14 protein-coding genes, 1 tRNA gene and 2 pseudogenes are annotated in these 20,270 nt (G+C 28.9%); 12 read left to right on the forward strand and 5 right to left on the reverse strand.

The window, feature by feature from the left end:
* Positions 1-57: 57 nt before the first annotated feature.
* From polA to CLSA_RS05745, 4 genes are all read left to right on the forward strand, one after another.
* Positions 58-2,661 carry a DNA polymerase I gene (gene polA / locus CLSA_RS05730; RefSeq protein WP_022744462.1) on the forward strand — a complete coding sequence of 868 codons (2,604 nt, stop codon included), beginning with the start codon at positions 58-60 and terminating at the stop codon, positions 2,659-2,661.
* 127 nt (positions 2,662-2,788) lie between these two features.
* Positions 2,789-3,388, forward strand: a complete 600-nt coding sequence (gene coaE / locus CLSA_RS05735) for a dephospho-CoA kinase (protein ID WP_022744463.1) — start codon at positions 2,789-2,791, stop codon at positions 3,386-3,388.
* 15 nt (positions 3,389-3,403) lie between these two features.
* Positions 3,404-4,024, forward strand: coding sequence for a lytic transglycosylase domain-containing protein (locus CLSA_RS05740; protein WP_022744464.1), 621 nt, complete (start codon positions 3,404-3,406; stop codon positions 4,022-4,024).
* 104 nt (positions 4,025-4,128) lie between these two features.
* Positions 4,129-4,213 (forward strand) — tRNA-Leu (locus CLSA_RS05745).
* Between the two features lie 629 nt (positions 4,214-4,842).
* Here the strand turns inward: CLSA_RS05745 and istB are convergent.
* Together istB and istA are read right to left on the reverse strand one after the other, a co-directional pair.
* Positions 4,843-5,595: an IS21-like element helper ATPase IstB gene (gene istB, locus CLSA_RS05750; protein WP_022744465.1), complete on the reverse strand. Its 753-nt coding sequence runs from the start codon at positions 5,593-5,595 to the stop codon at positions 4,843-4,845.
* Positions 5,588-6,884 (reverse strand): annotated as a pseudogene (gene istA, locus CLSA_RS05755) (IS21 family transposase). Before istA ends, istB begins: the two are co-directional and overlap by 8 nt.
* Positions 6,885-6,982: 98 nt before the next feature.
* Here istA and CLSA_RS05760 point away from each other — a divergent pair.
* The 3 genes from CLSA_RS05760 (at position 6,983) to CLSA_RS24220 (ending at position 8,777) form a co-directional block, all read left to right on the forward strand.
* Positions 6,983-7,309: a putative cell wall binding repeat protein gene (locus tag CLSA_RS05760; RefSeq protein ID WP_022744466.1), complete on the forward strand. Its 327-nt coding sequence runs from the start codon at positions 6,983-6,985 to the stop codon at positions 7,307-7,309.
* Between the two features lie 1,096 nt (positions 7,310-8,405).
* A complete protein-coding gene (locus tag CLSA_RS05765; RefSeq protein WP_022744467.1) occupies positions 8,406-8,600 on the forward strand; it encodes a hypothetical protein in 195 nt (64 codons plus the stop codon).
* Positions 8,601-8,654: 54 nt separating this feature from the next.
* Positions 8,655-8,777 carry a hypothetical protein gene (locus CLSA_RS24220; protein ID WP_022744468.1) on the forward strand — a complete coding sequence of 41 codons (123 nt, stop codon included), beginning with the start codon at positions 8,655-8,657 and terminating at the stop codon, positions 8,775-8,777.
* Between the two features lie 834 nt (positions 8,778-9,611).
* Here the strand turns inward: CLSA_RS24220 and CLSA_RS05770 are convergent.
* Positions 9,612-10,980: pseudogene (locus CLSA_RS05770) on the reverse strand (transposase).
* Positions 10,981-11,170: 190 nt separating this feature from the next.
* Here CLSA_RS05770 and CLSA_RS05775 point away from each other — a divergent pair.
* Positions 11,171-11,461: a recombinase family protein gene (locus CLSA_RS05775; protein ID WP_236903359.1), complete on the forward strand. Its 291-nt coding sequence runs from the start codon at positions 11,171-11,173 to the stop codon at positions 11,459-11,461.
* Positions 11,462-11,566: 105 nt separating this feature from the next.
* Entirely contained in the window at positions 11,567-12,646 is a 1,080-nt protein-coding gene (locus CLSA_RS05780) for a hypothetical protein (RefSeq protein WP_022744471.1), read from the forward strand.
* Between the two features lie 127 nt (positions 12,647-12,773).
* On the opposite strand, the gene CLSA_RS05785 is transcribed toward CLSA_RS05780, so the two are convergent.
* Complete coding sequence (locus CLSA_RS05785) at positions 12,774-13,502, reverse strand: HNH endonuclease (RefSeq protein WP_022744472.1); 729 nt, start codon at positions 13,500-13,502, stop codon at positions 12,774-12,776.
* A gap of 318 nt (positions 13,503-13,820) precedes the next feature.
* Between CLSA_RS05785 and CLSA_RS05790 the strand changes: the two genes are divergently transcribed.
* The gene (locus CLSA_RS05790; RefSeq protein ID WP_022744473.1) at positions 13,821-14,330 is read left to right on the forward strand and encodes a hypothetical protein; all 510 of its coding nucleotides are present in this window, start codon (positions 13,821-13,823) and stop codon (positions 14,328-14,330) included.
* Between the two features lie 357 nt (positions 14,331-14,687).
* Here CLSA_RS05790 and CLSA_RS05795 read toward each other — a convergent pair whose 3' ends face one another.
* Positions 14,688-15,290 carry a TetR/AcrR family transcriptional regulator gene (locus CLSA_RS05795; protein ID WP_022744474.1) on the reverse strand — a complete coding sequence of 201 codons (603 nt, stop codon included), beginning with the start codon at positions 15,288-15,290 and terminating at the stop codon, positions 14,688-14,690.
* A 141-nt stretch (positions 15,291-15,431) separates the two neighbouring features.
* Between CLSA_RS05795 and CLSA_RS05800 the strand changes: the two genes are divergently transcribed.
* Positions 15,432-17,126 (forward strand): CocE/NonD family hydrolase, encoded by a 1,695-nt coding sequence (locus CLSA_RS05800; protein WP_022744475.1) that lies wholly within the window; start codon positions 15,432-15,434, stop codon positions 17,124-17,126.
* A gap of 740 nt (positions 17,127-17,866) precedes the next feature.
* Complete coding sequence (locus CLSA_RS05805; RefSeq protein WP_022744476.1) at positions 17,867-20,161, forward strand: YhgE/Pip domain-containing protein; 2,295 nt, start codon at positions 17,867-17,869, stop codon at positions 20,159-20,161.
* The last annotated feature ends 109 nt before the right edge of the window (positions 20,162-20,270 follow it).

The following is a 20,270-nucleotide window of genomic DNA, read 5'->3' on the forward strand; positions in this document are numbered from 1 at the left end:
TGGTAGATAGACTTGTTATTTTTTTGAATGTGCCTAATATACTTTAGGAGGATTTTAATGAAAAGGTTGTTAATTTTAGATTCGAACTCACTTATGAATAGGGCTTTTTATGCATTGCCTCCTCTTACAAATAGCGATGGAATAAATACTAATGCAATTTATGGTTTTATGAATATGTTATTTAAGATGAAGGATGAGATTAATCCTGATAGTATAATTGCTACTTTTGATTTAAAGGCACCAACTTTTAGACATAAGGAATATGCAGAATATAAAGCAGGAAGAAAAATGATGCCGCCAGAGCTTGCAGAACAGTTTCCTATAATAAAAGATTTATTTAAACTTATGGGAATTAAGATTTTTGAGCTAGCAGGATTTGAAGCAGATGACTTAATTGGGACAGTATCTAAATTTGCTGAAAATAATGATACTGAAGTTTTTGTTGTTACAGGAGATAAGGATGCTCTTCAGTTAGCTTCTGAAAATACTAAAGTTATAATAACTAAAAAAGGAGTTACTGAAACTGCATCATATGATATAAAATCATTTATGGATGAATTCGAAATAACGCCAACTCAATTTATTGATGTTAAAGGTCTTATGGGAGATAAGTCTGATAATATTCCAGGTGTACCAGGAGTTGGTGAAAAGACAGCGTTTAAACTTATTAAGGAATATGGATCTATAGAAGAAGTACTTAATAATATTGATAATATTCCAGGAAAGAAGCTTAAAGAAAATTTACAGAATAATATGGAACAGGCAGTATTTTCAAAGAAACTTGCAACTATAATGAGAGAGGTTCCTATAGAATTAACCGTTGAAGATATTCATAATAGTGAAAAAGAAAATATTGAAGAAATTAAAAAAATGCTTGTTAAACTTGAAATGAAATCAATACTATCTAAATTTAAAAATGATGAGCCTGAAGAGGCATGTAATATAGAAATTAAGAATATAGATACTATTGAAGAAATGAAGGAATTACTTCTAAATAAAAGTGAAAGAATTTATATAGATTATACATTAGAAAATGCATCTAAATATTCTACATTGGAACTTGAATATTTAATTCTTGGTGAGGAAAGCCATGGAAATATAATAAATTTTAAACATATAAATGCTGAAAACAAGCATGAATCTTTAGAAATTTTGAAGAAATGTATGGAAGATGAAAATGTTAAAAAGGTAATCCATGATGGAAAAAATTTTATTACATTTTTAAACAAGAATAATATTGAAATTAAAGGATTTGATTTCGATACTGCAATTGCATCTTATTTAATTGATTCTTCAAAAAGCCAATATGAAATATTAGAATTAGTAAATCATTATATAGGTGATAATCCAAGTGGAGATGGGATTAGCTTTAAGGGAATGCTTTCAACGTATTTGCCAATTCTTTATAAGGAATTAAAAGAAAGACTTCACAAAGAAGATATGGATAAACTTTATTATGAAGTTGAGCACCCATTAATATATGTACTTTCATCGATGGAAAGTATAGGATTTAACATAAATGAAGGTATGTTAGATGAATTAAAAGTGAAATTTAAAAAGGAGATAGAGGAAACTCAAGCTGAAATATATAAATTATCTGAAGAAGAGTTTAATATAAGTTCTCCTAAACAATTAGGTAAAATATTGTTTGAAAAATTAGATTTACCAGTAATTAAGAAAACTAAAACAGGATATTCAACCAATCAAGAAGTTTTAGAAAAATTAATGGATAAACATGAAATAATTCCAAAGATAATGTATTATAGACAGATTACAAAGATTAATTCTACATATGTTGAAGGGTTAAAAAATGTTATAGACGAAGATGGACGCATTCATTCTAATTTTAATCAAACTGTTACTACAACAGGAAGATTATCAAGTACTGAACCAAATCTTCAAAACATTCCAGTAAGACATGAAATGGGTAAAGAAATAAGAAAGGTATTTATACCAATGGAAGATGGGGATATACTAGTTTCTTGTGATTACTCACAAATAGAATTAAGAGTGCTTGCACATATCGCTGATGATGCCAATATGATAGATGCATTTAAACATCATAGTGATATACATACAAAGACAGCTTCTGAAGTATTTAAGGTTCCAGTTGAGGAAGTTACTTCACTTATGAGAAGTAGAGCTAAGGCTGTAAACTTTGGAATTGTATATGGAATAAGTGCGTTTAGTTTAGCTCAAGATTTGAAAATTTCTAAAAAAGAAGCAGAAGAATATATGTCAATATACTTTGATAGATATCCTAAAATAAAGGGATATTTAGAAAATGTAGTAGAGGAAGCTAAGGATAAGGGATATGTTCTTACTATATTAAATAGAAGAAGATTTATACCAGAGATAAAATCTTCAAATAAAATAGTAAAAGCTTTAGGTGATAGATTAGCTATGAATGCTCCAATTCAGGGAAGTGCAGCAGATATAATAAAGCTTGCTATGGTTAATGTATATAAGAAATTGAACGAAAAGAAATTAAAAAGTGAATTAATACTTCAAGTTCATGATGAACTTATTTTGAATGCAAAGAAAGATGAGTTTGAAGAAGTTAAGAAACTAGTGGTAGAAGAAATGGAGAAGGCAATCAAACTAAAAGTTGACCTTGATGTTGATGTTAACTCAGGAAGCACTTGGTATGAAGCAAAATAAATAGATTATATAATGAATGATTATTCAAAAGTTTAAAACGGTAATTAGAATGTGCTTGAATAATATTTATATTTCAAGCATAAATCATTCATTATATATAAGTAATTAAAAAGGTGGTTTATATAAAATGATAAAATTTGGTTTGACGGGGGGAATTGGTACTGGTAAAAGTACAGTTTCTAAAATTCTAAAAAGTGAGGGTATTAAAGTCATAGATGCTGATACTATTTCTAAAGAAGTTCTTGAAAACAATACTGAGATATTAGAATTAGTGCGAACACAATTTGGAGTGGGTTTTTTCGATTGGAGAGGGGAATTTAGAAGAAAAGAATTTGGAAATCACATATTTAGGTTCCCTAAACAAAGAATTAAATATGAAAGTATTATCATGCCATATATTAAGAAAAGTATAGAAAGTGATATGAAATCTTATGAAAATAGTGGCGAAAAAATAGTAGTATTAGATGCACCTACTTTAATAGAAAACAACTTTCATGAAGAAATGGATTATGTAATACTTGTATGTGCAGATAAATCAGTTCAGATTCAAAGGGTAATGGATAGGGACAAATTAACCAAAAATGAGGTGGTTAATAGAACGAATGCACAAATGTCTATGGAACAAAAAAAGGAATTTGCTAATATTATCATTGATAATAACAATGATTTAATTGATACTCAAAAGCAGGTTTATGATTTGATCGATTTTATGAAATTAATAAGTTAGAGTAAGGAGAAAAAAATGAAAATCCTGAGAAATATTTTTTGTATGCTAATAGTTTTATTAGTAATCGTAGCATGTTCTAGGTATGTTATAGAAAAAAAGTTTTTCCCTTATAAATATAAAGAATATGTGGATACATATAGCAAAGAATATGGTTTAGATCCAATGTTCGTATTAGCGGTAATAAAAACTGAAAGTAAATTTGATGACGATGCACATTCGCATAAAAATGCAGTAGGACTTATGCAAATAACTGCTGAAACAGGAGAATGGGCAGCTAAGGAAATGGGATATAGTTCATTTTCTAAGGATGATTTATATAATGAAGAATACAATATAAAAATGGGATGTTGGTACCTTAAAAGATTAAAAGAGATGTTCAATGGGGACTTAGATTTAACAATTGCAGCATATAATGCAGGACCAACTAATGTACAAAATTGGCTGAAGAATGAACAATATTCAGGAGATGGAAAAAACATTGATTATATACCATTTGGAGAAACTAAAAAATATGTAGATAAAGTAAATACTTATTATAGCGTATATAAATATCTTTATGGTAAGGATGAAGGTTATTTTGATACATCTAAAATCTTAAATATAATAGGAAGTCTTTGGAATGTACATTTTGTTTAGGTGTATACAATTCTTTTGATATTTAAATTTAGTTTTAAGAAATGTATAAATCTACTTGAATTTTAAATGAAAATGAATTATGATTAATTTGTTGGAATGGTTATGCAGGTGTGCTGGAACTGGCAGACAGGCACGTTTGAGGGGCGTGTGTTATATAACGTACGGGTTCAAGTCCCGTTACCTGCACCAACTTAGTAGAACCTAGAATCGGCATGAGTGCTTGATTCTAGGCTTTTTAGCTTATATTTCTATTTCCGTAACCAACAGCAAATAACCGCAAGAAACATTAATTTTATAGGGCATATTACTAGCAGATTACTAGCAGATTAGTAGCATGGCTTACCTGCAATATGGGATTGAAAAATTATAAGAGAAGGTTGTAAAAATAGTGTTTACTTGGTGAACATAAATAAGAAATAAGAATGTTAATATATATCAATGTAGATTATTCAATTCACTTTATATAATGTGTATTTTTATATTTACAGTTTCTTTCTAAATATTTTAGATTTTGGATTTGAAATTTGGAAAAATATACAATTAATAAAGTGCCGACGGGATTTGAATCTATGTATCATAAAGCACGCACCACTCTAATGGAACAGTTTTGATAAAGAAGACGTAAAGAAAAAGTAGCATGGCGATTTAACCGTGCTACTTAAAGTGTAGATTATAGTGTATTAACTGCATTACGCTTTCTACTATCATTTGAGTGTACATACGTATTGTGGTTTGACCCAAGTTCAAAGCACATGCTTATGAGTATATAAATGTCAAGCTAGAAATGTAACTTTTTGATCATTTAAGAATGTAGTTTTTTAATCTTCTTCTTGCTTAAAATGATCTTTCAGTCTATAAGACTTGCCATTAATTGTAACGACATGAGCGTGATGTAAAACTCTATCTAAAATAGCACTAGCTATAACAGCATCATAAAAAATATCATCCCAAGAATTAAAATTTATGTTGGTAGTTAAGATGGTACTTTTCTTTTCATATCTCATGTCGATTAATTGGAAGAATAATTTTGAATCTTCTTTATCTATAGGTAAATAACCTAATACATCAATAATAAGAAGCTTATATTTACTAAAGTGCTTAAGTCTAGCATCTAATCTATTTTCTAGATTTGCTCGCTTTAGTTGTTGTAATAAATCATTGCACTTAATGAAATAAGTACTGTAACGTCGCTTCGCAGCCGCGATTCCTATAGAAGTCGCAAGATGTGTTTTACCAACACCACTAGAACCTAAAAATACAATGTTTTCTTTTGATTCTAAAAAACGCAGTGTTAAAAAATCTAATATTTGATCTTTATTAATTCCAGGTTGAAAATTAAAGTCAAAATCTTTAATTTCTTTTTGATGTGGAAAAGCTCCAACCTTAACCATAGATTTAATCATATTTGCTTCTTTACAGTCAATTTCATGAGCTGTAAGTTTAATAAGAGCATCAACAAAAGATAGATTATTTTTTGTTGTAAAATCAATAACTTCGTCCAAATGAGTAATCATTTGCTTCATTTTCAAATATTCTAAATTATTTATAAGTTGTGTATATGTACTATTCATTTTGGTATACTTCTCCTATCATTTTTAAATTATTTCTAGCTATTTCTATCATTTCATATGAATTTTTATTAAATGTTAAAGCACTAATTTCAGCATAATGTTCAGCTTGATAATTTAATTTCTGATTTTGTATTTTATGAATAGTAACTAAATTTGTGTTATAATACACATGTAGTTGATCATCATAAACTTGAAGTTTTAGTTTTTGGCCTATATATTCTGGTGGTACAGAATATTGGTTTGATTTATATGAAATCATGCTTTGACGATTTACTTTAACACTTGTGGTGATTATTTTGTAGTGATTTCTTATCTGCTCTTTAGGCAGTTCAGATAAGAAATCTTTTTCTTTTTCTAAATGTAATATAGGTATTTTGCCAGTTGATGTATGGCATGTACTATTAATTCGATTGTTTAAATCTGAAACGAGTTTATGCAGACCTTCATAATCTAAGGTTCCATTATATGCTCTTATTTCATCTAATAGTTTCATAGGAGCTTCAACTTTAGCCTTTGTATTCGGTCTTCCTGCTTATGCAGGGACGGACATTAAATCCATAGTCATCTGCAAATTGTTGAAATTTATTATTTACTTTTCCTTTAGAATAATTAGTTCTAGCTTCATCCATAACAGTTTTCATGTTATCTGTAAGTATTTCTTCTGGTACTCCTCCAAATGATTCGAATGACTCATCTAAAAAAGAAAATAGTACGTCTTGTGTTTTATCAAGAGATAATTTATATACTCTAAATCTTGAGTATGAAAGGATTAAAACAAAAACATTTATACTAATAACTTCACCTGTAGTTAAAATAAACTCTATATTTTCTTTCCAATCCAATTGTGCTTGTTTTCCTTTCTCAGTTTCATACCTCATAAGCGAAGTAGTGGATATATGCCCCTTTTTCCTATTATTAAAGTACTCATTAAATTCTGAGTGATTAGAAATGTATCTTCTAAACGAAGATTGCGCGCAATCTAGTCCATGATTATCTTTAAGATATTGCCATAAAATGCGCTTATAATAAAATACTTGAATTGAATCTTTACTAAGAAGCTCTTTTATAATAGGTTCAAAAGCTTCTATTTTAGATTTGCAGTTTCTAGTGGTAGGTTTGACATATCCATTTAAATATTTTCCTACGGTTCGAGGATCAACTCCAAGTTCTCTAGCTATTTGGCTTTTATTTACTTTCAAATTGTTTACCTCCATAATCGGCTTTAATTTATGAAGATCTTCTAAAGTATTAATTTTAAGTTCTGAATAAATATTAGTTTTTATAATCATAATTACCCCCAATAAATCTTGAGTAATTATAATTTATTCAAACTAAGTTGTACATTCTTATATGATCATTTACTTGCATTCTTATCTTATCATTTATAATGAGTAAATGGATTCAAGACGGAGGAAATTGGTATTACCTTGGTTCAGATGGTAATATGATTCATGGTATGAATGTAGATGGCTACTTCCTAGCAAGAAATGGGGTATACACAGACAGCGCACACAGCGATGTACCAGATTACACAAAGCAAGGTGTATGTAAGACAGCAGATTGGAACTCTAGTATGACTTCACTAACACGTCAAGAGTTCGATTCATACGTAGCTTCAGGCAAGATTAAAGCTTCAGTAGTATACTCACACGAGAGAGGTCAATCTGTTTCAGTTGACAATCCAGGTTCTATTCAATTCTACCTAGCAAACTAACCACAATAAGATGTAACTTCAACAAAAGAGGTTACATCTTTTCATTTTAACCTGTAACTCTAACCACAAATATATAAAACATATTAATTATTTAATATAAACAAGCTAGTCCTATTTTGCCATAGAACTTGCCAGTTACTTCATAGCACTATCGCATAACAAGTGCTACTAGCAGGATGTTACTTTAGTTATATAAATTAAAATTACACATCTAACTTTCGATCTACGAAAACAAATAATATATCTAACCCACGTAAAAACTACCTAAGTTGCAATAACTTTTACGTAGTTTCGTAAAAAATATTTGACTAAATATGTTTACGGTGATATTATATGTGTATAGAAGTATAGAGATTATACACAAAATAAAAGTCAGTGATACCAACACTGACTAGTCTATATAGTGTAAATACTTTTTCATTAGTTAGGTACTGTTAGTAGCAGTAAATAGGAAATGCTAAATTTACAAGTAATATAATTAGAATCATTACTAGTATCTTAGTTGGCATTTTCATATAATCACCTTCTTTCGTTTTAGAAGATTGTTCAAGAAGGGCTTGTCCAATATTGTTGTTTAAGTTTATCTGTATTGTATTGCAGTACAAAGCAGATGTTATCTTAAGCTTATTTGTATTTACACTATATGAAATTATTTTAGCACAGTAAGAATAATATTACAATATTTTTTTTACTGTGCTATATTGTTTTATGCTAAGTTACTTTGCTACTAGTGCTACAAGACAATTATTAAGGTGCAACTCCTAGAGGGGTACAACGTTTTCTTTTAATAATATGTAAGACACATTACTTAGAGTACATCTAAACTCTAAGTAATGTGTCTATTTTAATTTATATGGGGTATGGATTTTATTACTGAGCTAGAGGTTTCAATATGTAGTTTGTAATTTTACATCAGAAGGTGCAGATTTTGGTGCAGTTAATAGAATATTTAAGCGTATAAAGACAGATTTACAAAACTTGATGTGAGCAATAAGATACATTTTGAAGTTGAAAATAATGAAATCAACCTAAATAGTAAGCGTGATTATTTAATGTATAAATTTAATAAATAATTCAAGAAAGGATGCGTGATAATATGTCATGTGCATGTAAATTTAAATTCAGAGGAAGAAAATGCGAAAGGTTTACTGAAGTTGCAGCAGACTATAATATACCGATGGAGGTATACTTTACAAGATTAAATGATGGATGGACTTTTGATGATGCAGTAGATGTTCCAGTATCAGGTGTTAGACCTATAATTTATGACGGTATAGAGTTTGAATGTTAGAGTGAATTAGCAGATTATGTTGATTTAGATAACCATCTAGTAATAGATAGAGTAATGGCAGGGTGGAAACTTGAGGATATAATAAACACACCAGATACAATACATGAAGGTATAGTTTATAAAGGGATTTATTATTATAACTTAGATGATTTGGTGGAAAATATAGGTCATAAATAAAGAAGTATAGTTATAAATGAAATGTACAAGTAAAGAGTTGCTTGTACATTTTATTACAGTTATTCATAAAGTTTAAGCAGATAAAATTTTCAGAATGTAAGTAATATTTTTATTGATTAATGGGGTATGCCAGTAAATTCAAAGCAGATAATAAAAAATGCAGCTATCTTTAAAATCATTAATACTTCATCGCTGTTTTCAATATTTATAATGAAAATACTTATATAATTTAAAGTTTTTGATGGAGTTTGGCATAGTTCAATAAAAGTAAGAAGAAATGAATAGCTCTAGGAAGTTACGATTTTATTCTAGTTAGTTTATCTTAAGTACTATTTAGTTAATCTGAACCTATAGTAGTCCAATCTTATTATCTAAAATAATATTATTATAACTACTTAGTTACTCTTTGGCACTTGTTAGTTAAACTAAAGTACTTATTAGTTCTGCTAAAATTCTATTAAGTTTAACTATTGCACTTATCCACTAATGGGGTACGTTTAACCAAAGATTCCCTTAACTTTTCTATTCAAAAGCACAGATATGACATCAGAAATCTCAGCTGAACTTAATATAGAATAGGTAATTGCGAAACTCATTTATAAAACTGAATAAAAATTGATTAGAAATTGCAAAAACATCATTAATTGATGGAAAAGTTGCTTTTATACAATTCCAATGGTTTGATTAGCTAAAAAAGGGCGCACAAAATAAAGCAAAACTACATTTTGATTTTTACAAATAAAGTTTATGCTATTAATGGCTTAAGGCTTAGTATATATTCATGTTTATGTATTTTATCTGCTACGATGACTGTTATTAGTTGAGTTATTCCAGCTAGAAGTAAATCAGCATGAAGTGTTTGCTCATTTTGGGTTTTACGACCTGCAACGCAGTAACTGTCTTTGAAATGATTGATATTTTTTTCAACAGCTACTCTAATTTTATAAGTATTATTCCATTCTTGGGTTCCTCGTGTTATCCCAGGATATGCGCGCAGATTCTTTTCAGGATAAATATAAAACATTCGTCCACATAAGGAATTTGTACATGGATTTTCACATAAAGTTACACGTTTGCTCTTTTTTGTTTCCTTATCATATAACCATTTCATTTTAGGGCATACGAACTTCATTGATGGAATTCCAGAACGAATATGACTCTTACTACCTTCACGCCTCATTGGAAGAGAAGGATCATGCGGACAGCATGGAATGCCGTCTTCGTTTAAATGGCAATCAGCATTTTCTAATGTCAGCCTAGTTTTTAAAGGAATATATGCTTTATCAAATTTTAATTCAAGAAGAAGATTACGATAAATTTGAATACTGTCAAAAGCAGCATCACCTAAAAAGATTTTTGGATTTATTAGTGGATGCTTGTTAAAAAAATCTTTAAGAACAGGGATAAGAGCTTTAGAATCTTCAAGAGATTTATCTTCATCAGGTGAATCAGATTTTTTCTCAACAATAATATCAGGATGTGATTTGAGAAAATCTTTATTATAGAATGAAATATCTCTTACGATACCGAGGCCATTAGTAATGATGCCGAATTTAAAAGCATAGCAAAAATGTCTATTAATATACATCTGTTGGATGGCAGGATTGGCTGAAGCGTGTGAAGGCATAGAGCCATAAGCTGCTTTATAAGGATCGTAAGAGTCATCTAATCCACATACTTTCTTAAAGTTTTTAAGTTGTTTTATAATGCGATTAGCATATTTAGGATTATTTTCAGTGACAAATGCTTCAATACCTGAAGTATCAAAAATAGTCATGGAAGCAAGATTTGCATCAATCTTTTGGCATATCGGTTCAGTAATATCAACAAGATTATCGAACATGGATTGTAAGTCCAAAAGAAAGTCCTGCTTAAAACGAGTAAACTTAGAGGAATCTGGAATTTTTAAAAAGCCACAGAAGTCTCTTAGTTCTTGAGAATATTTAAGGAAAATAATTAAAAGAGCATCTGTAGGAATAGAAAAAATACGTTGTAAAATTAAAGCTCTAATCATAGCATAAAGCTGATATTTTCGCGGCCTTCCTGTGGAAGCGTAAAAATGGTTGATGAAGGATGCAGGAACTAACTCATCAAGATCGATAGTGTTTTTGAGTAAAGAAAGAAATTGGCATTTATCATTTTCAAATTTTTCTTTGCAATCAGAATAAATATCTGCCAAAGAAAGTTGTTTATATGTTATCATATGTATATAACTCCTTTCTGAGGTATATGGTGTTTTTGTTTTTAGGCAATTCAATTTTACCATAAATCAGTGAGGAGTTATTTTATTTTGTTAAAAAATATCCCGCATTTATGCGGGTTGCGACGTTTCGCAAACGCCTATAGATAAATTAGATAAGAAAGGAGTAGGCTTTATCAGTCAAAAAGAAATCATAGATACAGACACACCAACAGGAAGATTTATGCTTACTATTTTTGGAGCAGTAGCTCAATTGGAAAGGGAGTATATCTTAGCAAGACAAAAAGAAGGTATTGAGATTGCTAAAGCAGAAGGTAAGTATAAAGGCAGAAAGTCTATTGATATTGATAGGGATAAATTTGTAGCAATTTATAATCGATGGAGAGCTGTAGAAATAACTGCAAGAGCTAGTATGAAAGAGTTGGGAATTAAAGCATCAACTTTTTATAGAAGAGTTGCGAGATATGAAATCAATGAGATGTGATTAAGTATATACATATAGTCTAAATTATGGAAGAGAGGTATGATATAATAATTATGTGAAATGCATTAAAATATAAATATTATAGATTAGTATTGGAGAATGGTTATGGTTAAATTTGAGTTTTTAAGAAATAAAGATGTAAAATATGAAAGTTATATAATTAGTGTGAATGGTATTGAAGATAAGTTGTCCCATGGAAATACTTATAGGAGAGGAGCGGAAGATGAGTATTCATGGATAAGGTTACATTCTGAAGAAGTAATAAATTTAATAATGCATGAAAAAATTGTGGATTTATTAAAGGAAGTAGAAGAAATAGAAATACCTTTGGAAGAAAAATATATACCAGCAACAATAACAGAAAATGATTCTGCTGATGCAGGTATTAATTTAGAAAAAGAAAAATGTTTTGTATTTATGAAATTCGTATATGATTTTGCGATGTGGGCAAGGATTTATGCAATACCTGATATAGTAAATGAAATTGAAGAAGTGTGCAAAAAATATAATAATATATCTTTTGAATTAATAGAGGAAGATGACCCTTTAAATGGTTTTAAACTTATTAAAAGGATAGAATGTACTGATAATTCGTTTGAAGATGAATTAATTAGTTTAGGTGAAAAAATAAAGCCTATTTTTGAAGAGGTTCAAATTTTACTACAAGGTAATATAGAAGGAATATCTTTTGAATTTAATTTAAATGAATCTATTAAAACAGCTTACAAGCAATATTTAGTATATTTTGTACAATTTTTAGAAGATGTTGGTATAGATTCAGAATCAGAGATGAAAAGTGAAGCTGATAGAATCCTTTTTAGAGTTATTCCTAAAGACAAAACAGTAGCTTTGAAAAATATAAGAGATCTTTTAAATATATATATAGACTTTATAGATAATAAAGAAATTGAAATTTATGAAGACTATAATAATTTAGCAGTTTCTCAATTAAAAGCTAATGTACTTCATTTAAAGAGCCAATTGATATTAGCACAAACAATTATAGAACAGAAACAAATTACAATTGATTTACTGAAAAATACAAAAGTAATCATGCCTAAACAAGAGAAAAATGAGATTGAATTATTTGGTGGTATGATGAGATTGAAGGAGTTTGAGTATCACGGAGTAATTTTAAATCCAGTTAAGATATTGGAATTTCTAAAACGTAGAAATAAAAATTAACAGTATTTCTAAAAGCAAGGTATAGTTTTAATAAAAAACTATACCTTGCTTTATGCTACTTAAGCGTAAAGTGCTTACTATTTTGTGAATGAATAGTATAATTCGGTGATTATGCACAAATAAAATATTATTTGTTATAATAACGTTTAGTTAAATTCTCCTTTGAGGGATAGTCTTCAAGATTTTGAGGAAGTCGTATTTTATTAAACTCAACCTTTATATTTGAATTTTCTTTAATAACTATTTCATAATTAGGTGTTATTTTTAAATCATTAGAATCAAATAAAACTTCGTGATTAATACATAAGCAGATGCCATTATTAACAGTATCATCAGAACTATTGACCACAGGAATTATATGAGCTGCCCGTAATATCTTTGGAATGTTCACGGTGCAAACTGCACATTGATTTGAATAAGCACTTAATACTTCCTTTCTAAAATTGTATTGTTTTCTAACGGGCTTTTTTACTACTTTTTCTTCCCACTCACGCCCAGCAGAATATGGTCTTTTTTCCTCAGTTATAGTTGGGTCTTCTGGGATTATACAATTATCGTCAGAGACTGTTCCAATTGGGAGAGAATTAAACCTTAAAAGTGACATATCTAAGTAATCATAATCATATCCGTTAAATGCAATTAATACTCTCATTTCATCTTTCTTATGAAATGATGAATCAGCAACAATATATGGTTTATCATCTTCTAAAGTATATAGATATTCTTCAGAAAATTTTCGGTTTCGTTTTTCTCTGATAGCAGCTCTATTGCTTTCTATTAGCAATTCTTTTGTAAAATATCTTATTTTGTTTTTTTCTAGGCTTTTATCCCAAACAGGGATTAAGCTATCATTCATTTAATTTCCTCCAGTACATAAAATTATATTATCTATTTTGTATTGTTTAACCTAATATTATTCTTCTTAGGAAGTAGTTGAATGATGAGTAGCAAATAAAATGCTTTTATTATATATTCAGGGTATAGTTTTAATAAAAAATTATACCTTATTCTATTTATTCGAGTAAGGATTGGCTATTTTAGATATATGTGTGAAAAATAATTTAAGTTTCTTACTCAAAATGGAGAGTTTTAATTCTTAAGGTAGACCAATATAATCAACATCAATTATTTCTATCATCAGTATAACTGCTGAAATATGCTTATAGGGGTATGTATGATGACAGAAAAAGAAATAATTGAAGAGTTAAAGGAACAATGGAAGGAAGAAGTAAAGTTAGAACTTTTAGCAGGTTTAAAAAATCTAAAGTCTATTAAAGTATTAGGCAGAGCTGAGTTGATGAAATTATTTAATTGTGACAGATTTAAAATGAATGAAATAATGAGTAGTGAAGATAAACCACCAGTAGTGTATATTGGTAGAGATTATTATATAACCGAACAGCAAATGATTGAGTATTTTGAGGGAGAAGAAAATAAGAAGAGACGTAAAAATAAAGTATCTAAAACTCAAGTTATGGGGAATGAATTTTATAGTGATTTGAGAGTTTTATATAAAAAAGACTTGATGAAGATGTTTAATATGGGAAGAACTAAATTCTTAGAATTCATTAAAACAGAAACAATTCCAGTTAAGGTAATAGGTCAAGAATGCTATATAACAGAGAAGAAGCTGCAAGAATGGTTTTATAATGTTGCTGATACAAGGATTGTCTTATCAAAATAAAATTATTCAATAAAATAGCTATATTACTATGCAAAATAAAAAATATAAATATTACTAGCAAATAATTACTAGCACGAAATTTATTAGCGGGGTACAGCCTTGAAGATATGCGTGTTTAGAAAAAAATAGTCCACGACTTCAAGTCCCGTTACCTGCACCAACTTATTAGAGCCTAGAATCGGCATAAGTGCTTGATTCTAGGCTCTTTAACTTATAAATTATGTTTCTAAAATCAAAATTTAAAAAATAATTTTTATAATCCCTCAATTTTAGTAAGGCACAATAAAAAATAATAAATATATTATTTAAGGTTAGTTATTTGTAATTAATCATCTAAAGTGCTTAGTTCTTATATAATTATAAATTATAATGCAAATCATTAATCCCCTTATCTGTTAAGTTTGGAATAAGAACACTCCAAATAATTGACAGAAGATTTTTATTATGTGATAACTCATCATCTTTTAATGAATTTTGCTGTGGCCAGAACATAATAATTGAGAATATAGCAAAGGAAAGATTGTCATACATACCTTCATATTGTTCTTTTTTCATCCATCCATTATCTACAAAATTTTGTATTATACCTTTGACTAGAGTGTTAAAGTATATTTTCCCTTTAACTTGTAGTTTGGAAATTTCTTGATATTTTTTTCCCATTTCTACTACATTGTTGAAATAGAAAGAATATTTTAATTGATGATCCATAATTTCTACTAGTAAAGAATTAAAATCTTGAAGAGATATGTTGGTAGAGTAGTTTCTATTTTTATGATCATTATATTGTTCAATCATTATTGCATATAAAATATCATCTTTCTTTTTAAAGTGATAAGTTAGATTTCCAACACTTATCTGTAGAGCTCCTGAAATATCACGCATAGTAACTGATTCGTATCCTTTTTCATTAAAAAGTTCTATAGCTTTTTCTATTATTTGTTTCTTTAAATTTCCACTCATTTTTTCACCTCTTTTTATAATGATATCCTCCAGAAGAAACAAAATCAATATAATGAAAGTATTGACAATTAAAATCAATAGATATAATATTAGTACAAGTGTACTAGAAGTAATATAAATACAAAAATGGAGGAATATAATATGAATGATAAAAATACGAATATAAATCAAAGAACAAATCACTTTTACAAATTGGTATGGAAAGAAATCAAGATTCCTATGCGTGATGGTAGTTTTTTAGCTGCTAATTTGTATCAGCCAGATGCGGAAGGACAATTTCCAGTGTTAATGACACTAGGACCATATGGAAAAGATATTCATTATCTAAATCATACTAAATTTTCACATGTTTTTTATTCTAAGGTGCAAGATAAAAGTCCTTTAAATACTGCTGGGACACCTGATCCGGAATTTTGGGTTCCACAAGGATATGCTGTTGTGCGTATTGATGAAAGAGGTTCTAATGGGTCACCAGGAACTCTGGAAGTAGTTGCGGAATCTCTAAAAGATGACTATTATGATGCAATCGAGTGGGCAGGAACACAATCTTGGAGTAATGGTAAAGTGGGACTGTTGGGTTTTTCATATTATGCTATAACACAGTGGAGTGTTGCACAAGAGCAGCCACCACATCTTGCTTGTATGGTAGTATGGGAAGGAGTACCTGACTTATATGCAGATTTAATATATGCAGGAGGAATATTAAATAATGGATTCCTTTCAGTTTGGTGGGAAAATAATATTATGCCAAGACAATATGGAAAAGGAATAATGCCTGAAAATGAACTTGAAAAGAATAGAGTTGACATTATGACATGTGCTAAAGAATCTCCATTGCGAAATGAGTGGTGGAAAAAGCGATCTTGTGACCTTGATAAAGTTACTGTGCCTTTTATATCTGCAGGGAACTGGTTTGGTTCAGGACTATTTTCAAGGGGAAATATAATGGGATTTAAAAATGCTTCTTCTAAAAATAAATGGCTGGAAATGCATATTGGAAGTCACTTTACAGAATTTTATAATGAAGATAGCCGAGCTATGCAAAAGCAATTCCTTGATTATTGGTTGAAAGGAATAGAAACTGGGTTAATGAATCAGCCTAAAGTTAAAATTGCAATGCCAAGGGGTGGTAGAGAGTTCTCTTGGATTTACTGCGATGAATATCCTCTCAAAAATACTAATTGGACACGCTATTATTTAAATGCATCTTCTCTTAAACTTAATAAAAGTATTCAAACTATGGAAAGTAAAGTATCTTACGAAGGAGATAGAAATAAAGAATCTGCAAAATGGGAAATACCTATGAGAAAGCCTTTTGTAATCGATGAAGAAAATTGTCATCGTGTCATATTTAAAACATCTCCATTAAAACATGAAATGAAACTTGTAGGTCCAATGAAATTAAGAGTGTATGTATCATCGTCTACTGATGATATGGACATTTTTGTAACATTACGTGATATATCACCAGATGGTAAAGAAGTAGTTAATTCAGGATGCTATACTGCTGATTATCCTATAAGTCAAGGATGGCTTCGTGCATCTTTAAGAAGAATAGATGAATCACGTTCTACAGAATATAAGCCTTATTATACCTTTGACAAAATAGAAAAGTTAATACCAGGTGAAGTATATCCTTTAGATATAGAAATATGGGATAGTGCGATGGTTATTGAAGAGGGCCATACAATAGTATTAGAAATAGGAAGTCAAGATCAGAGTGGATGTTCATTAATGATGCATACAAGTGAAGAAAGGAATTGGAATTCGGATGTTACTATATATACTGGGTCTAAATATCAATCATATTTATTACTTCCTGAAATTTGTAATTAGATGTGAGTTTTTATTTATAGATATATGGTACAAATTACATGTTTTTGCTGTTAAGCATATTAGCTCTTGGACTAAAATATTTATCTGACTGGTTCAACAAAGAATACTCAACCTACATAAGATAGCATATTATACTAATAACTCAAATTATGTTCAAACAAATGCCATAGATACATTACAAATCAGTAGCAAAGCTAAAAGACTTTAAGTAATAAATAGATATAGGTATATAATGCGGCACCTTCAGAAATGTAGGTGCCTTTCTTCAAATGTTATTATAAGATTATAGTGTGCCACACTATGATAATCTGATTAGAAATAATTGATTTTGATGTGTGCATATATAGCGTTGCATATTTTAAAAATAATTTTCATATTATTAGAAATGTATTAAGGCATAATCAAAAAATAATAGACCAGTATGAGTGTATATTTTGTGACATACTGCGTCAGCTAATTCCACTAATAGCTTACTATGAGCGAAATCAGTTTCCTTGTCTGATGCAAAATATACTACTCATCTTTTGGTCTATTATTTTTTTCGTGTGCCTAATGCAGAGATACATTTCTAATAATATGTATTTTAATGTAGAATAGGTGACAAATATAATATATTGTGTTTAACTGATAAAAGGAATTTTTGAAAATATAATATAAAACTATATTTTTAAAAAATGACTTACAGTCATTTTGGTGTTATAATGTATAAACAAAGAATCTTTATAGCAGAGGGATAAAATATGAATAACGCAATAAGAATTTTTAAAAAAGATTTAAAAAATATATTTACAAATTGGATAGCTATAGTTGTAGTATTAATGTTGATGATTATTCCATCTCTATATTCATTAATAAATATAAAGGCATGTTGGGATCCATATTCGAATACCTCAGGAATGAAGGTTGCGATTATTAATAAAGATAAAGGAACAAATTTTAAAGATAAAAGCATAAACCTTGGGGATGAGTTGGTTGATAAGCTTAAGGATAATGATAGGTTAGAATGGAATTTTGTTGATGAGGAAACAGGAAAAGAAGGTTTACTTTCAGAAAAGTATTATGCAACAATTGAAATACCAGAGGATTTCTCAGAAAGTGTTACTACATTATTTAAAAAAGATATTAAACAACCTAAGTTAATCTATACAGCTAATGAAAAAATAAATCCTATAGCACCTAAAATTACAGATGCTGCTGTAAAAACACTAAAAAGTCAATTAGATGATAATATAAAAAAGACTGTATCAGGAATAATACTTAGAATATGTGATGAAGTAGGAATAGATATTCAAAACAATAGGCCAGAACTTAGAAAAATAATTGATGATGTTTATAAATTAGATGAAAATATGCCAGAGATTGAATCTATTTTGAACGGAGCTATTAATGGAACTAAAAGTGATTCTGAGTTATTAAATAAAATAAATGAAATTATACCAACAGTATCAGACACAATAGATGCTACAGATGAATTTTTAAAAGACAATGAAGATATGATGGAAGAAACTCAAGGTGATTTATCGGACATATCTCCTCTTATTAAAGACAAATTAGTTGAGTCTGAAAAAATATTAGATAATTCAAGTGTAGCATTAGGAAATCTTGATGAAAAAATATTGCCAGAGACAGCTAGAAAAGCATTACTCATAACTTCAGATTCAGCAAAGGCTACGAAGGTAACAGTTGAAGATATAAAGAGTAAACTTGATAGTATACAAAAATTTATAGATAAGATAGATAAAATAAATATAAAAAAACCTACAATTAATAAATCACTTCAAAGTGTGGAAGTAATACAAAAATTGCAAGATGAATTTAATAAACAAGTAAAATTGTTAAAGGATCTTCAGCAAAATTTAAAAGATGCAAGCGAAAAGATCTCTGATGTTCAGGACAAGCTAGATAAAATTGATGACAAGCTTGATTCAATCATTACTAAGAGCAATGAGGATATAGCAAAATTAGATAATGGTGAACTTTTAGATACTAACAATCTTAAGGATTTAAGAAAATTGATAGATGATGTTCATACTTTAACATCAAATATAGTTGATAGTTATGATTCACAATTTGTACCAGCAGTTGACAAAGGATTTAAATCAATTAAAGAGGCTACAGATAATGGATTAACTTTATTGGGAGAAAATAAGGATACTTTACCAGATGTACAAAATGTATTAAGCACCTTTACCAATATATCAGATTTATCTAATGAGCAATTAAATAAATTAAAAGATAAATTTCCAGGTATAAAAGATAGGGTTCATAAATTGGCTGATAAATTTAGACAAATAGACAACAAAAAAGATATTGATGAATTATTAGAACTTATAACTAATAATTGGGAAGATCAAAGTTCTTTTATGGCGAGTCCAGTTGAAATTCAAGATAATAGATTATATCCATGGCCGAATTATGGATCAACTGTTACACCGTTTTATACTACTTTATGTTTATGGATTGGAGCATATATGCTGTCTATATTACTTAAAGTAGAAGAAACCCAATTAGATGAAGGAATTCAAGTAAAGCCTCATGAAATCTATTTTGGAAAGATGTTTTTATTTTTGTTTATTGGAATAGGCCAAGCAGTAGTAGCTAGTACTGGAGCATTATATTTATTAGGAAGTTATTGTGTACATCCTATAATGTTTATATGTTATAGTATATTTGCAAGTATCGTTTTCATGATAATAGTTTATACATCTGTTAGCGTTTTTGGTTATGGAGGGATTATAGCGGGGATAGTTTTATTAATAATACAAGTAGCGGGTACTAGTGCTAATTTTCCAATAGAAGTTAACCCGACAATCTTTCAAAATATATTTCCTTTTCTTCCATTTACTTATTGCATAGGTGCAATGAGGCAGATAATGGCGGGGATAGTATATTCCATATTATTTAAGGATACTGCTATATTATGTGTATTTATGATTGGATCAATTATTATTGGAATCTGCTTTAAAAAGAGAGTAAATAATAAAATTGATATTTTTATAAAAAAATTAAAAGAAAGTTCAATAATGAATGGTTAAGGTACATGAAAAAATAATAGACCAAAGATGATAAGTATATTTTGTGTTACGCAAGGAAGTAATTTATAGCTCATATTGTCCTATTAGTTTAAATTGTTGATGCAATATG

Origin of the sequence: Clostridium saccharobutylicum DSM 13864, from assembly GCF_000473995.1 — a bacterium.
GTDB lineage: Bacteria > Bacillota > Clostridia > Clostridiales > Clostridiaceae > Clostridium > Clostridium saccharobutylicum.

Bases quoted from the DNA above. Each gene is read 5' to 3' on its own strand.
- polA (WP_022744462.1), top strand. From the start codon at position 58: ATGAAAAGGTTGTTAATTTTAGATTCGAACTCACTTATGAATAGGGCT.
- coaE (WP_022744463.1), top strand. From the start codon at position 2,789: ATGATAAAATTTGGTTTGACGGGGGGAATTGGTACTGGTAAAAGTACA.
- CLSA_RS05740 (WP_022744464.1), top strand. From the start codon at position 3,404: ATGAAAATCCTGAGAAATATTTTTTGTATGCTAATAGTTTTATTAGTA.
- istB (WP_022744465.1), bottom strand. From the start codon at position 5,595: ATGAATAGTACATATACACAACTTATAAATAATTTAGAATATTTGAAA.
- CLSA_RS05760 (WP_022744466.1), top strand. From the start codon at position 6,983: ATGAGTAAATGGATTCAAGACGGAGGAAATTGGTATTACCTTGGTTCA.
- CLSA_RS05765 (WP_022744467.1), top strand. From the start codon at position 8,406: ATGTCATGTGCATGTAAATTTAAATTCAGAGGAAGAAAATGCGAAAGG.
- CLSA_RS24220 (WP_022744468.1), top strand. From the start codon at position 8,655: ATGGCAGGGTGGAAACTTGAGGATATAATAAACACACCAGATACAATA.
- CLSA_RS05780 (WP_022744471.1), top strand. From the start codon at position 11,567: ATGGTTAAATTTGAGTTTTTAAGAAATAAAGATGTAAAATATGAAAGT.
- CLSA_RS05785 (WP_022744472.1), bottom strand. From the start codon at position 13,502: ATGAATGATAGCTTAATCCCTGTTTGGGATAAAAGCCTAGAAAAAAAC.
- CLSA_RS05790 (WP_022744473.1), top strand. From the start codon at position 13,821: ATGATGACAGAAAAAGAAATAATTGAAGAGTTAAAGGAACAATGGAAG.
- CLSA_RS05795 (WP_022744474.1), bottom strand. From the start codon at position 15,290: ATGAGTGGAAATTTAAAGAAACAAATAATAGAAAAAGCTATAGAACTT.
- CLSA_RS05800 (WP_022744475.1), top strand. From the start codon at position 15,432: ATGAATGATAAAAATACGAATATAAATCAAAGAACAAATCACTTTTAC.
- CLSA_RS05805 (WP_022744476.1), top strand. From the start codon at position 17,867: ATGAATAACGCAATAAGAATTTTTAAAAAAGATTTAAAAAATATATTT.